The sequence below is a fragment of the Vibrio sp. Hal054 genome, from assembly GCF_037162405.1.
Lineage (GTDB): Bacteria > Pseudomonadota > Gammaproteobacteria > Enterobacterales > Vibrionaceae > Vibrio > Vibrio diazotrophicus.
The window spans coordinates 1,030,517-1,044,893 of the sequence record NZ_JARLUT010000001.1 but is presented as its reverse complement, the minus strand read 5'-3'; the positions used below and the strand labels follow the sequence as shown (position 1 = coordinate 1,044,893).

Below are 14,377 nucleotides of genomic sequence, written 5' to 3'. Positions count from 1 at the left end.
TTTACTCAGGTACTACGGTTAAATTAATATTTTTCAGTTTTTCGACTACGTCAGAATCTTCTTTCGGTAATGGAAATGTTCCGACTTTCGCTACTGCACGTCTTGTCGCAGAACATAGGCGCGAATCACCGTTCATAACCGATAACTCACCCACTATTGCGCCTGCGCCTGTTGGGATTAAACGTAAGTTCACCTTACATTCTTTTCCTTTAAAACTGTCTTCCAGTAACAAATTTTGCTGAATCATCTGGGTATATATTGCGCCCCAACGTTCGGCTTCACTCATTACGTATTGTGAACGAGCTGAAGTGTTTTGCTGAGCTTCACTTTCTAAGCCTGAAAAGATACTGTTCAGTGCTTTTTCCTGTTCCAAACGCTCTAGCCTTGCTTTTTCTGCTCGTTCTTTCTCTAGTCTCGCTTTTTCAGCCGCTTCTTTTGCCGCTTTTTCTTTCGCTATTCTTTCTTGTTCAGCTTTCTGCGCAGCCTCGCGTTCACGACGCGCTTTTTCTTGAGCTTCCTGAGCTGCTTTTTCCTTCGCTACTCTTTCTTGCTCTGCTTTCGCTGCCGCAGCCTCTTTCGCTACACGTTCAGCTTCCGCTTTCTTCGCCGCTTCTTCTTTGCTTTTACGTTCTGCTTCTGCTTTCGCCGCTTGTTCTTTTGCTACGCGCGCTTTCTCTGCAGCAATCTTTTGCTGCTCTTCTTGCTCTTGACGACGCTTCTCTGCATCTCTCGCTGCTTTAGCTTCTTTGGCTTGCTGCTCTTTCAACTTACGAATGCGTTCTTCTTCCGCTTTGCGATTCTTTTCTAACTGCTCGCTTTCTCTGCGCAGTTTATCCAAACGCTCTTGCTCTTTTTTAGATGCAGCTTCACGTTGACTACGGATTTTATCCGCTTGCTGCTTGACCACATTTGGGTCGATCACTACCGCTTGCACCATTTGGCCAGAAGGTTCAGGTTTAGACATAGTGAAGTCCGTCCCCCAAAGCAAAGCGGCAATCAAAACGGCATGAAGGCCGACAGAAATCGCTATCGGCTTGGTATATGAATTCTTTTTCGACTTATGATCTTTCATGAACGATGTTAAGCCTATTCCTTGATATCCGTTAACAACCCGACTTTTGGTATACCGGCTCGACTTAATTCATCTAACACAAGTACCACTTCTGCATACGGTGTGGCAGCATCACCACCTACGGCAACCGGAGAGTTTGGCTTAAGTGATAGTTCTGCTTTCACTCTGACGATAATATCTTGTAGCGACAGTCCTCGCTGCACCTCTTCATCGTTGACGCTCAAGCCTAAGTTACCTTCTTTATCAATTTCTACAATGATAAAGCTTGCATCACTATCGCCAGCCATCTCAGACGCTGGCTTAGCCGTTGATGTTTTAGGTAACTCTACATCGACACCTTGCGTAACAAACGGTGAGGTAACCATGAAGATGATCAGCAACACCAACATAACGTCAATGTAAGGGACAACGTTGATTTCAGCAGTGAGTTTACGCTTTTTTGGCTGATAACCGGCCATTGATTATTCCCTACCCGCCATTGCTTGACGGTGTAAAATGCTATGGAATTCTTCAGAAAACGTTGCGTAAGAGTGCTCTAGCTTGCCAACTGTATTACTTAAACGGTTGTATGCCATTACCGCAGGAATTGCTGCAAACAGACCCATTGCGGTAGCAACTAACGCTTCAGCGATACCTGGTGCAACCATTGCTAATGTTGCTTGTTTTACTGCACCTAACGCAATAAACGCGTGCATAATACCCCAAACTGTACCAAACAAGCCGATGTAAGGACTGATAGAGCCTACCGTTGCTAGAAATGGTAAGTTTGTTTCTAACTCTTCTACTTCGCGAGCTACAGACACGCGCATAGCTCGGCCTGTACCTTCCATCACGAAATCAGGTGAGTCAGCATTCGTTTTACGTAGACGAGCAAATTCAGTGAAACCTGAATAGAAAATCTCTTCTGTACCCATGATTTCATCTTTGCGCTTTTTCACATCTTGATAAAGAACAGCTAAATCTGTACCTGACCAAAACTTATCTTCAAACGCCTCAGCGTCTTTTGTGGCTTTTGACAAAATTTTATAACGCTTGATGATCATCGCCCACGAAACAATCGACATTCCCAAAAGAATAAGCATGACCATTTTGACTAACAAACTGGCCTGAAGGAAAAGGTCGAGAATTGAAATATCAGCTTGCACTGTTGGTTAACTCCGAAATAATTAATTGAGGCATGGCCTTAGGTCTCATCTTCTCATTGTCGATACATGCTACCTTAACTATTGCTTTACACAACACCTTGTTATCAGGATTGACGAGCTCCTGACAGAATATTAGCGATGCTTTCTTTAGTTCAGAAATAGTCGTGACAACATTAAGCTGATCGTCCAATCGAGCACCTTGTATAAAATCGATGTCGGCATGTCTGACAACAAATCCTATGCGTTGTTCCAACAATACTTGTTGAGATACGCCAATTGCACGCAGCATCTCAGTGCGAGCCCTTTCAAAAAATTTGAGGTAGTTTGAATGATAAACGACACCACCTGCATCCGTATCTTCGTAGTAAATGGTGATTGGCCAATGAAACGCTTTCATAATTTTGGATTAATTGATTTACCGAATGAGGTTTTACTATAACGCAACTCATTGTCGATAGTACAAGGGGGAATGAGGTAATTCGTAACAGAGTGTCAAAAAAATTAGCGCTACCTCAAAGAGAAAGCGCTAATTCGTTTAATTCTTCACCAACTGCAATTTCAATCACTTAACTGAGAAGTCGTATCCCAGTGAAAATAATCAGTATCGGAAGTGAAATGTAAGGGCTAAACAATAGCTGCCAAACCCAAAAACGTGGTTTAAACCCTACGCCATACACCATGCTCGAGCACATGGCCCAAATGATCAATGGAGCAACAATGGCATTAAAACCACCAATGCTGTCAGCGTAAGATTCTGGGTTCCACATAATAGAAAACAGATGGTAGAAACCCAGAACTAAGGATAAAGCCTTGAATAAGGCTTTATCCATTGGAGAGTGGAACTTGGCAACCTGAGTCGACAAGTTATTCACTATCTTTATCCATCATTTCAGTGTGCTCTAGCCAAAGAGCATTGATGATGCCAAATGCACAAGCGAGTAATACGCCTAAAATCCATGCAAAGTACCACATAATTTTTGCTCCTTAGTAAAGTGAGTTCTTGTTTTCTTCAATGAACTTGTTGTCAAGACGACCAAACATCTTGTAGTAAGTCCATGAAGTGTAAGCCAGAATAATTGGCACCATTACAAATGCGACACCCGTCATTAGATTCAGAGTCAGTTCACTCGATGTAGAATCCCACATGGTTAAGCTGCTCTTCGGATCTAAGCTTGATGGCATTACAAACGGGAACATAGCCAAACCAGCAGTAAAGATAACACCCGCGTTACCTAAGCTTGATGCCAAGAACGCAAAGCCACCTTTCTCAAAACGAGAAGCTAAAGCGGCAAGTAGTGGCATTACCACACCTAATGCAGGCGCAGCCCACATTAACGGATATTGCTCAAAGTTGTTCATCCAAGCACCCACTTCACGCACGACTTCTTTGTTTAGAGGGTTAGACACTGCATTGCCATCAATGCCACCAGCAATAACATAGCCTTCAATACCTTGAACCCAGAAGCCAGCCGCAACAAATGCAACCGTTGTTAGTAGACCCATAAGCTGAGCCACACCACGCGCACGCGCATGAACGGCATCTGTAGTCTTCATTTGTAGCCAAGAAGCGCCTTGCAGAAGGATCATGAACAAGCTGACTAGACCACACAGAAGTGCAAACGGATTTAGCAGACCAAAGAATGAACCATGGTAAGTTGGCATCAGGAACTCATTCAGTTGGAATGGGACACCTTGTAGCAAGTTACCAAATGCCACACCAAAAATGATTGGCGGAACAAAACCACTGATTGAGATGCAGATATCCCATGTATTACGCCATTTTGGTTCTTCAATTTTTGAACGGTAATCAAGACCCAGCGGACGTAACCAAAGCGCCGCCAAAGTCACAATCATCGCTAGGTAAAAACCAGAGAACGACGTTGCGTAAACCAAAGGCCATGCCGCAAACAAAGCACCACCCGCTGTGATTAACCAAACTTGGTTACCATCCCAGTGAGGAGCGATAGAGTTAATCATTACGCGACGTTCATTGTCACTTTTGCCGATAACAGGGACAAGAGCACCAACGCCCATGTCAAAGCCATCTGTAATTGCGAAACCAACCAGCAATACACCAATTAGTACCCACCAGATTAGTCGCAAGATTTCATAATCAAACATGTGTTCTCTCCTTGCTTATGCTTCTACTTGGCGACTAACTTTGTCTTCTACAGAGTTAGCGTCTTGCTCAAAATGGTAACGACCAGTTTTCAGGCTACTAGGGCCTTTACGAGCAAACTTAACCATTAGATATACTTCAGCAATCAGGAATATTGTGTACAGAGCCAAAATCGCGAACAGAGACGTCCAGATTTCACCCGCACTTAACGCAGAAGCGGCGACGTTGGTTGGTAAGATTTCACCAACAGCCCATGGTTGACGACCATATTCAGCCACAAACCAACCAGCTTCAATTGCAATCCAAGGTAGCGGGATACTAAACAGTGCCGCTTTGAGAACCCAAGGCTTCTGTTCGATTTTTTGACGACATGTCTGTACGAATGCCATACCAAATACAAACAGCATGATAAAGCCAACACCCACCATCACACGGAATGACCAGAATAGAGGCCATACTGTTGGAATTGAGTCATCTGCCGCTGCCTGAATTTGATCTTCAGTCGCGTCAGTGACTTTGTCAGTGTAGCGTTTAAGCAGCAAGCCATAACCTAGGTCATTTTTCACTTCATCAAATGCCATCATGTTTTCTGATGATTTATCACCAGCACGAAGTTTTTCTAGAAGTTCATACGCATACATACCGTTACGAATACGATCAACGTGCTCATCACGAAGGTCACGTAGACCTTTTACTTCAGTATCAAATGAACGAGTCGCGATGATGCCCATTACATATGGGATCTTAACTGCGTAATCAGTATGCATGGTTTCTTGGTTTGGAAGACCAAACATGGTGAACGCTGCAGGAGCAGGTTCTGTGTGCCATTCTGCTTCGATAGCAGCCAGCTTCACTTTTTGAACCTCACCAACTTCATAACCAGATTCGTCACCCAGTACGATTACAGACAAAATTGCCGCCATACCGAAAGAAGAAGCAATGGCAAAAGAACGACGAGCGAAAGCAACGTCACGTCCTTTCAACAGGTAGTATGAGCTGATACCAAGGATGAACATTGCACCAGTCGTATAACCAGAAGCCACGGTGTGAACAAACTTAACCTGAGCTACAGGGTTAAATACAACTTCAGCGAAACTCACCATTTCCATACGCATGGTTTCGAAGTTGAATTCAGCACCAACAGGGTTTTGCATCCAGCCGTTAGCGATCAAGATCCAAAGTGCAGAGAAGTTTGAACCTAGTGCTACTAACCACGTAACCGCCAAGTGTTGACGCTTGGTTAATCGGTCCCATCCAAAGAAGAACAAGCCAACAAAGGTAGATTCTAGGAAAAAGGCTACTAAGGCTTCGATAGCAAGAGGTGCACCAAAAATGTCGCCTACGTAGTGAGAGTAATAAGACCAGTTGGTACCAAACTGGAATTCCATTGTCAGGCCTGTTGCCACACCCAATGCGAAGTTGATACCGAAAAGCTTACCCCAGAACTTAGTCATGTCCTTGTAGATCTGCTTGTCAGTCATTACATATAGAGACTCCATGATGGCTAGTAAAAAAGCCATACCGAGGGTCAATGGAACAAACAAGAAGTGATACATCGCTGTCAGTGCGAACTGCAACCGCGACAGATCAACTACGTCAATCATAGTAACTCCTTTGTGCCGGCTGAATGACACCTTATGACATATTACAACAACACAACACCTGTTAAGAATAACGCCAACATGTTGCTATTTAACAGCTAGTTGTTGCATTTATGTACTTTTGTGGTTAGTTAATTGTTAAGTAACAGCTAATATAGCTTGAGCTAATACTACTGAGAAAAAACCTACGTTTCAAAAGATTTCTCAGAGAAAAGCGCTTTGACTTAAATCAAATTAACTGCGTGAATTTTAGACAACAGAACAACAAAATGTCCCAGATCAACAGAAAGTGAACTTTATTGTTAGCATTAGGTAAAAATAATCAGAAGAAGGGAGTTTTGAAGAACAAAGGATTAACAAGCACACAAACTTTGATAACCCTTTATAACCTTTTAAGATTTTTGAATTGTGATATCGATCACAAAGCGTATGACTACAAATTAATCAAACACAATTGTAACTTTATTTATCCAAACCGAAATGCAGATAGGCGCGGTCAGTAGCAATACGTCCACGTGGTGTTCTTTGTAAATAACCTTGTTGAATTAGATACGGTTCTATAACATCTTCGATGGTATCTTTCTCTTCACCTATTGCCGCTGCAAGGTTATCAAGACCAACAGGGCCACCAGAAAACTTCTCCATAATGGCGAGAAGCAGCTTTCTATCCATGTAGTCAAAGCCCTGATTGTCAACATCCAGCATATTCAATGCTTTGTCTGCGGTGTCATCACATATGTGCCCGTTACCCTTAACTTCCGCATAATCTCGGACACGACGTAATAAACGGTTAGCAATACGAGGTGTTCCTCGTGCTCGACGGGCAATTTCTAATGCACCTTCGCCATCCATAGACAAACCTAGGCAGTTGGCACTGCGCTGCACAATATGTTGCAAGTCAGCAATTTTGTAATATTCGAGGCGTTGAACAATACCAAAACGGTCTCTTAGCGGAGAGGTCAGGGAACCCGCTCTGGTTGTTGCCCCGATTAACGTGAATGGAGGCAAATCTATCTTGATAGAACGAGCCGCAGGCCCTTCACCGATCATGATATCCAGTTGATAGTCTTCCATTGCCGGATACAGAACCTCTTCAACCATAGGACTGAGGCGATGAATTTCATCAATGAAGAGCACATCGTTCTCTTCCAAATTGGTGAGCAGTGCCGCTAAGTCACCCGCTTTTTCAAGCACAGGGCCAGAAGTGGTGCGGATATTCACTTCCATCTCATTAGCAACAATATTTGCTAGTGTGGTCTTACCCAACCCGGGAGGGCCGAATATCAGCAGATGGTCGAGAGCTTCACTACGCATTTGCGCAGCTTTGATAAAAATTTCCATTTGATCACGAACGTGATCCTGACCTTGATAATCGGCCAATTTCTTAGGACGAATCGCACGATCAATCACCTCTTCATCTTTAAATGAAGGGTTCATTGGAGCAATGAGGCGATCAGCTTCAATCATATATAGTTTCCTAACGTCTGCTCTTCGTCGTTCTTATGTATCAACACTTCTAAGATAAAACACGTCCGCAATAAACCAAACATTCTAAACCATAGATTTCAATGCTTCACGGATAAGCTGCTCACTGGTCATTCCCGGTTTAGCAACTTGAGACACGACTTTAGCCGCTTGTGGTGCTTTGTAGCCTAATGAGAGCAGAGCACTTACCGCTTCGTCTTCTGCACCTTGCTCTTGTACATTCGGTCGAGAATCGATTGGAGCAGCGTCAGTTGCAGGCGTAAACAGATCTCCTGCCCCCCAGCCTTTCAATCGGTCTTTCATTTCAACCACTAGACGCTCGGCCGTCTTCTTACCGACCCCTGGCAGTTTAACTAGAGTTGAAATATCTTCTCTCTCAACACAAGAGACAAATTGAGATGCCGTCATACCAGACAGAATACCCAAGCCCATTTTAGGACCCACCCCATTTGCTTTAATCACTTCACGGAACAATGCTCGTTCACTAACAGTATTAAAACCGTAAAGAAGCTGTGCATCTTCTCTGACAACAAAGTGAGTATAAATGATGGCTTCTTCACCGATGTTTGGTAGTTCATAGAAACAACTCATTGGCATTTGCACTTCATAACCAATGCCGCCAACTTCAATTAATAGTTCTGGTGGTTGCTTTTCTATTAGAGTGCCACGAAGACGTCCAATCACTTGAGATTCCTTTGGTTGGGAAATTTGTAATGGAAAAGATGATAATAAATAACTGGATATATAGCCAGTAAAAGATAGGTAAGGAAATTCTCACACTTCTTTTGTGTTACGGAGAGTTCAAACCTATCGGTAGCGCCCTTTTCTAGCCCCTGTTGCTTTACCAGCCAGAGCTACCAATGTTTTATTGGTATTGGCGTGACAAATAGCAACACCCAACGCATCGGCGGCGTCCGCTTGCGGCTTTGCAGGTAACTTCAACATTTGTTGAACCATATGCTGAACTTGGGATTTATCTGCACCACCAGTGCCGACAACCGCTTGTTTAACTAGACGTGCTGCATACTCGTAAACCGGAAGGTCTGCATTTACTGCTGCAACAATAGCACTACCTCTCGCCTGCCCTAACTTAAGTGCTGAGTCAGCGTTCTTCGCCATAAAGACTTGCTCGATAGCAAATACATCCGGTTGAAACTGGGTAATGATTTCGGTGACACCTGCATAGATTTGCTTTAGGCGCGTGGGAAGATCTTTCTCGGAGGTGCGAATGCAGCCACTGCCTAAATAATAGAGGTGCCTACCTTGTTGTTTGATTACGCCATAGCCCGTTATACGAGAGCCGGGGTCAATCCCTAAAATAATCGACATTCAGTGCCATTTAAGTTTGAAAAACACAAAAAGAATCTAGAAAACGAAAATATTCTAGATAAAGAAAGTGGGCTTACGCCCACTTTCTAAAACCTAAAACGAATTATTTACGACGCCAAGTTGTTCCTGCTGGACCGTCTTCTAGAACGATACCCATTTCGTTAAGCTTGTCGCGAGCCAAATCCGCATTTGCCCAATCTTTCGCAGCGCGAGAGTCATTACGTAACTTAATCAAAGCTTCAATTTCTGCTGCTTCATCATCGTCACCTTGACCACCTTTTAGGAAAGCTTCTGGGTCTTGGTACAAAATACCAATCACATCTGCAAGTTCACGCATCAATGCCCCAAGAGCACTCGCGTTGGCCATATCTTCATTCTTAAGGCGGTTCACTTCACGAGCCATATCAAACAGCACAGAATAAGCTTCAGGTGTATTGAAGTCGTCATTCATCGCAGCAGTAAAGCGGCTAACATACTCTTCACCACCCGCCGCAGCCGCGTTCATGTCTAAACCACGAAGTGCAGTATATAAACGCTCAAGAGAAGCACGCGATTGGTTCAAATTCTCTTCGCTGTAGTTCAGCTGGCTACGGTAATGACCCGACATCAAGAAGTAGCGTACAGTTTCTTGGTCGTAGTGGTTCAATACATCACGAATGGTGAAGAAGTTGCCTAGTGATTTTGACATTTTTTCTCTGTCTACCATCACCATGCCACTGTGCATCCACGTGTTTACATATTGAGTACCGTGCGCACAACAAGACTGTGCAATTTCATTTTCGTGGTGTGGGAACATAAGGTCAGAACCACCACCGTGAATATCGAAATGATTACCTAAGATTGAAGAGTTCATCGCTGAACATTCAATATGCCAACCTGGGCGACCCGGTCCCCATGGCGATTCCCAAGTCGGTTCTCCCGGCTTAGACATTTTCCAAAGTACAAAGTCTAATGGGCTACGTTTTGCTGTTTCGATATCTACACGAGCGCCGGCTTGCAGTTGGTCTAGATCTTGGCGAGACAACTTACCGTATTCATCATATTTGCTTACTTCGAACATCACGTCACCGTTGTCCGCAACATAAGCAAAATCACGCTCAATTAAACGTTCAACCAGTTCTATGATTTCTTGGATATAAGCCGTTGCACGAGGTTCAATGTCAGGGCGTTTGATGTTTAGTGCATCAAAGTCTGTGTACATTTCTTGAATCAAGCGTTCAGTCAGTGAATCACATGACTCTTTATTCTCAGAGGCGCGCTTAATGATTTTGTCGTCGATGTCAGTGATATTACGAACGAATGTTAAATCGTAACCCAAGTAGCGAAGGTAACGAGCAACCACATCAAATGAAACGAATGTACGGCCATGTCCGATATGACAAAGATCATATATGGTCACTCCACAGACATACATGCCGACTTTACCAGCAGTAATGGGTTTAAATTCCTCTTTCTGTTTTGTTAGTGAGTTATATATTTTCAGCATGATCTCTATCTAATTACCGTTAAAACCAAAATAGTTGTGCAGTATAACAACTCTGTTATCGCTAGGTCATCCATTTGATGTTTTGAATGAGCAAAAAGTTAAGTTAAAATCCAATACTCATACAAAACAAGCAAAGGTAATGCACATGATCACCCTTCATACAAACTTTGGTGACATTAAAGTTCAGCTGAATACAGAGCAAGCGCCAGAAACTAGCGCAAACTTTTTACAGTACTGCCGTGACGGTTTTTACGACAACACACTTTTCCACCGTGTTATCGACGGCTTCATGATCCAAGGTGGCGGTATGACTTCTGGTCTACGTGAAAAAGAGACTCGCGCACCTATCCGTAACGAAGCAAACAACGGCCTAAGCAACAAAGTAGGCACTCTTGCAATGGCTCGTACTATGGAACCACACTCTGCAAGTTCTCAATTCTTCATCAACGTAAACAACAACACATTCCTAGACTTCCGTTCAGAAAGCCTAGATGGTTGGGGTTACTGTGTTTTTGCTGAAGTTGTAGAAGGCATGGATGTAGTAAACAAAATTAAAGGTGTAAGCACTGGCTCTTACGGTATGCACCAAGACGTACCACTAGAAGATGTTGTCATCACTGGCACAACTATCGAAGAGTAATCTTTAAAGTGGGGCGCGATATGCGCTCCACTGTCTATAACCCAACATAAAATACTCTTCCTATGCATACATTATTTATTTCAGATCTCCACCTCACTCCTAAGCGCCCAGATATTACCGATTGTTTTATCTCTTTTATGCGTGAAGATGCCATCAAGGCAGACGCTCTCTATGTGTTAGGCGATCTTTTCGATTTTTGGATTGGTGATGACGACCCAACCAACTTTGCCGAGCAGATTAAAAGCGAATTTAAGACACTAGTTGGCAAAGGCATTCCCGTATTCTTCTCACACGGCAACCGTGATTTTCTGGTTGGGAAAAGATTCGCTAAACAAACAGGTGTCACTCTGCTCGATGAAGAACAAGTCATTGATCTTTATGGTGATAAAGTCGTGGTACTTCATGGTGACACATTGTGCACAGAAGACGTGCGCTATTTAGCATTCAGAGAGAAAGTGCATAAACCGTGGTTACAATGGTTTTTCAATCGCCTACCTTTCTGTATCAAAACCCGAATTGTAAGAAAGATCCAATCTGATACCAGCAGCGATAAAAGCAACAAATCAATGTCTATTATGGATGTGACACCCAGCGAAGTTTTAGCCGTGATGGAAAAGCATCAGGTAAATACCATGATTCACGGACACACCCATCGGCCAAACATCCATAAGATTTCAGCGGAAGGCGAGGAAAAGACTCGCATTGTTTTAGGCGATTGGTACACACAAGGCTCTCTACTTGTTTATTCGCACCAAGGGTATGAATTGCAAAACAAAAAATTTGCATCATAAAATTGGTGACCGATGTCTCAGAGGGATTTGAGGATGTGCACAATAAATCGATTTTATATTGATATAATTGGCACACCAAAAATGGAGTTAGGGTAAAGCCTTGAAGTACTCATATATCGCTAGACAGCCTATATTAGATAGCGACCGAAAAACTTTCGGTTATGAATTGCTATTCAGAGATGGGCCGAAGAACACGTTTCCAGAAATTGACCCCGATAAAGCAACCAGCAGGCTGCTTTCGGATCATTTCCTTTCGACCCATTATCAAACTCTGGGTAATCACGTCGGCTTTGTGAACTTCCCTTATCAAAGTTTAGTGAACCTTGTACCAACTCTCTTCCCGTCAGACAGTTTAGTGGTTGAAGTTCTAGAAGATTGCGAGCCAACCTCAGAGTTGTTAGATGCAATTAAAAAGATGGCTACACAAGGTTATAGAATCGCTCTAGATGATTTTGTACCAAGTAAAGAGTGGCAGCCTTTTTTACCTTATGTCTCTTTCATCAAATTTGATATTCGCATCGTCCCTATCGCAAAAGCGGGTATATTCATCAGTAAACTGCGAGGTTCAAAAATTAAGTTTTTGGCCGAGAAAGTTGAAACCTATGATGAATTTGAGCAAGCGAAAAAAGCTGGGTTTGACTATTTTCAAGGTTATTTCTTTAGTAAGCCTGAGATCATCCAACGCAAAGCTTTGCAGCCAACGTTTTTAACCATAGTCCAGTTGTGTAAAGAGATAGCGAAAGAAGAGATAGACTACAAAGAATTAGAATCCTTGATAGCTCGAGATCTGTCACTATCCTATAAGCTGCTCACTTTTGTTAATGCTTCAGCTATCGTTAGCTCAAAGATTCAGTCATTTAAGCAAGCACTGGTGTATTTAGGTGAACAACGCCTGCGTCAGTTTATTTCGCTAGTGGCTATTGCATCAACAGACAGCTCTAAGCCTAACTATCTCTATGGTCTTTCCATTCAACGCGCTCGTTTTTGTCAATTGGCGTGGTGCAAAAGCGGACAACGTAGTGATGCAGATCTTGCGTTCCTTACCGGAATGTTTTCGTTGCTCGACTGTCTGTTGGATCAGCCTCTAGAAAGTATCGTTGAGCTCATTCCCATCGACGAAGCGGTGAAACTGGCGTTAACCAAAGGTGAAGGCGCATTAGGTAAAATTTTATCACTGTCAAAGGCCTATGAGCACGCAGATTGGGAACAAGTTTCTGAGTTGGGAATCAGTTTAGAACTCAGCGATGAAGTATTAAGTCAGTGTTATGATGAAGCTCTTCAATGGAGCGCAGATCTACTGCAAGTCGATATATAGACTTTCTCTCTGCACATCCCTAAACTTGGCTTCACTTTTTGAAGCCATTTTTATATCCAATACCTAATGACTAGTTGCTACTGCGGAAATACACAATCCTATTCGGAATGCTGCCAACCTATCCACAACGACCATATTCAAGCTCATACTCCTGAGCAACTGATGCGAGCTCGCTATAGCGCTCATGTACTCGGCTTAGTCGATTTCGTTGTGAATACCTATCACCCTTCTTGCAATGCTGAAAACGACCGAACAGCGATTGCAGATTCCATTAATAGTGATTGGTGCAGATTAGAAGTGATCAACAGCGAAAATGGGGCAACGGCCAACGAAGGCTTTGTCCATTTCAAAGCATATTTGATGGACCAAGACAAAGAGCTGTGTTTAGAAGAGCGTTCGCGCTTTGTTCGTGAAGATAGTTTGTGGTTTTACATAGACGGCGAGTTTCCAAAATCTTCTGAAGCTAAGAAAATCGGCCGCAATGACCCGTGTCTATGTGGCAGTGGTAAGAAGTATAAAAAGTGCTGTGGGAAATTTCAGTAGGCAGCTACTTTGTTCCCATGCTAAAGCATGGGAACAAGAATTGAGCAGTAGATAATACGCCTGATACTAGGGAAAGAACGATACCAATGCGATTACTGCTGGTCAACTAACCATTTACGAAAGGCTTTTCGCTCGTTTGGCGACAATTTAAAATAATGCATTTTTGCTCTTTGCATTTCTAGACTATCTTGGCCAGCAGGCTTCGTTGTCTGCTGCGTACCGTTTTCGGCAACAGGTGCAATGGTACCGCCCGCAAAAGTAATACCTTTGGATGCGTTATAGATAGCAAGTTGTTCGTCAAGGTTTGAATAAGGGAAAGTACCCTTTTTCCCCACCATTTTGACTTGATCGTAATCTATATCGCTGTCATTGAGACTAACATTCCAATCAATCTTATCGCCCGCAAACACTTTTTTAGCTTGTAATACATCATTCAGTTGCGGACCATCAATGTCCAATTCACCACCATTAACATCCAAGGTAAGAATGTAAGGTGCTGAAGTGAAGTTACCACGCTTTTCACCTCGACCTAACATCGTATTCATACGTAATACGATTTGATTCGCCCCCGTCGCAAGCGTAAATGGTTCATCTAGCTGCTTAGCGTCTTGGGTATTAATAAATAGCACCTCGACGCCTTGGGCTGCATCCAGTTTCGTCGTCACCGCATCGACATTCGCATGAGCGGAACTCATACTCAGCGCAGATAGCGCCATTGCAATCGAAGTCCAAATTGTACGTTTCATGATTTAACCCTTTTTATCATTAAGATTTATACCCAAATGACCTCGAAGCCTTGATATCATCATGCCATTTAAGCTCAGTTGGGTATAACGCTATATGATCAAAAA

General features: G+C 43.1%; 17 protein-coding genes. 4 read left to right on the top strand and 13 right to left on the bottom strand.

All coding sequences use genetic code 11. The features are described 5' to 3' along the window. Nucleotide 1: 1 nt before the first annotated feature. From tolA to cysS, 12 genes are all read right to left on the bottom strand, one after another. Nucleotides 2–1,072 (bottom strand): cell envelope integrity protein TolA, encoded by a 1,071-nt coding sequence (tolA, locus tag P4S58_RS04795; protein ID WP_102962671.1) that lies wholly within the window; start codon nt 1,070–1,072, stop codon nt 2–4. Nucleotides 1,073–1,086: 14 nt separating this feature from the next. Beyond that, entirely contained in the window at nt 1,087–1,530 is a 444-nt protein-coding gene (tolR, locus tag P4S58_RS04790; RefSeq protein WP_102962672.1) for a protein TolR, read from the bottom strand. A gap of 3 nt (nt 1,531–1,533) precedes the next feature. Beyond that, nucleotides 1,534–2,217, bottom strand: coding sequence for a protein TolQ (gene tolQ, locus P4S58_RS04785; RefSeq protein ID WP_102954754.1), 684 nt, complete (start codon nt 2,215–2,217; stop codon nt 1,534–1,536). Then, nucleotides 2,207–2,614 carry a tol-pal system-associated acyl-CoA thioesterase gene (gene ybgC, locus P4S58_RS04780; RefSeq protein WP_102940625.1) on the bottom strand — a complete coding sequence of 136 codons (408 nt, stop codon included), beginning with the start codon at nt 2,612–2,614 and terminating at the stop codon, nt 2,207–2,209. The genes tolQ and ybgC overlap by 11 nt, the downstream gene beginning before the upstream one ends. Nucleotides 2,615–2,783: 169 nt before the next feature. Beyond that, nucleotides 2,784–3,089 carry a cyd operon protein YbgE gene (gene ybgE / locus P4S58_RS04775; protein ID WP_102968161.1) on the bottom strand — a complete coding sequence of 102 codons (306 nt, stop codon included), beginning with the start codon at nt 3,087–3,089 and terminating at the stop codon, nt 2,784–2,786. Further along, nucleotides 3,082–3,189, bottom strand: a complete 108-nt coding sequence (gene cydX, locus P4S58_RS04770) for a cytochrome bd-I oxidase subunit CydX (RefSeq protein WP_000270285.1) — start codon at nt 3,187–3,189, stop codon at nt 3,082–3,084. Before cydX ends, ybgE begins: the two co-directional genes overlap by 8 nt. A gap of 12 nt (nt 3,190–3,201) precedes the next feature. Next, nucleotides 3,202–4,338 (bottom strand): cytochrome d ubiquinol oxidase subunit II, encoded by a 1,137-nt coding sequence (gene cydB, locus P4S58_RS04765; protein WP_102968160.1) that lies wholly within the window; start codon nt 4,336–4,338, stop codon nt 3,202–3,204. A 15-nt stretch (nt 4,339–4,353) separates the two neighbouring features. Then, on the bottom strand, nt 4,354–5,940 hold the full coding sequence (gene cydA, locus P4S58_RS04760; RefSeq protein WP_042486621.1) for a cytochrome ubiquinol oxidase subunit I: 1,587 nt from the start codon (nt 5,938–5,940) through the stop codon (nt 4,354–4,356). 459 nt (nt 5,941–6,399) lie between these two features. Continuing rightward, nucleotides 6,400–7,404 carry a Holliday junction branch migration DNA helicase RuvB gene (ruvB, locus tag P4S58_RS04755; RefSeq protein ID WP_042486624.1) on the bottom strand — a complete coding sequence of 335 codons (1,005 nt, stop codon included), beginning with the start codon at nt 7,402–7,404 and terminating at the stop codon, nt 6,400–6,402. 84 nt (nt 7,405–7,488) lie between these two features. Further along, a complete protein-coding gene (gene ruvA / locus P4S58_RS04750) occupies nt 7,489–8,106 on the bottom strand; it encodes a Holliday junction branch migration protein RuvA (protein ID WP_042486627.1) in 618 nt (205 codons plus the stop codon). Nucleotides 8,107–8,229: 123 nt separating this feature from the next. Beyond that, nucleotides 8,230–8,751: a crossover junction endodeoxyribonuclease RuvC gene (gene ruvC, locus P4S58_RS04745; protein WP_102954752.1), complete on the bottom strand. Its 522-nt coding sequence runs from the start codon at nt 8,749–8,751 to the stop codon at nt 8,230–8,232. A 103-nt stretch (nt 8,752–8,854) separates the two neighbouring features. Continuing rightward, nucleotides 8,855–10,237 carry a cysteine--tRNA ligase gene (gene cysS, locus P4S58_RS04740; protein ID WP_102968159.1) on the bottom strand — a complete coding sequence of 461 codons (1,383 nt, stop codon included), beginning with the start codon at nt 10,235–10,237 and terminating at the stop codon, nt 8,855–8,857. Between the two features lie 145 nt (nt 10,238–10,382). Between cysS and P4S58_RS04735 the strand changes: the two genes are divergently transcribed. From P4S58_RS04735 to P4S58_RS04720, 4 genes are all read left to right on the top strand, one after another. Further along, nucleotides 10,383–10,877 (top strand): peptidylprolyl isomerase, encoded by a 495-nt coding sequence (locus P4S58_RS04735; RefSeq protein ID WP_042486635.1) that lies wholly within the window; start codon nt 10,383–10,385, stop codon nt 10,875–10,877. A gap of 62 nt (nt 10,878–10,939) precedes the next feature. Next, the gene (gene lpxH, locus P4S58_RS04730) at nt 10,940–11,668 is read left to right on the top strand and encodes a UDP-2,3-diacylglucosamine diphosphatase (RefSeq protein ID WP_102968158.1); all 729 of its coding nucleotides are present in this window, start codon (nt 10,940–10,942) and stop codon (nt 11,666–11,668) included. 100 nt (nt 11,669–11,768) lie between these two features. Next, on the top strand, nt 11,769–12,983 hold the full coding sequence (locus P4S58_RS04725; protein WP_102968157.1) for an EAL and HDOD domain-containing protein: 1,215 nt from the start codon (nt 11,769–11,771) through the stop codon (nt 12,981–12,983). A 66-nt stretch (nt 12,984–13,049) separates the two neighbouring features. Beyond that, a complete protein-coding gene (locus tag P4S58_RS04720; RefSeq protein ID WP_102968156.1) occupies nt 13,050–13,526 on the top strand; it encodes a YchJ family protein in 477 nt (158 codons plus the stop codon). Nucleotides 13,527–13,618: 92 nt separating this feature from the next. Here P4S58_RS04720 and P4S58_RS04715 read toward each other — a convergent pair whose 3' ends face one another. After that, nucleotides 13,619–14,272, bottom strand: a complete 654-nt coding sequence (locus P4S58_RS04715) for a DUF2057 family protein (RefSeq protein ID WP_102968155.1) — start codon at nt 14,270–14,272, stop codon at nt 13,619–13,621. Nucleotides 14,273–14,377: the final 105 nt, after the last annotated feature.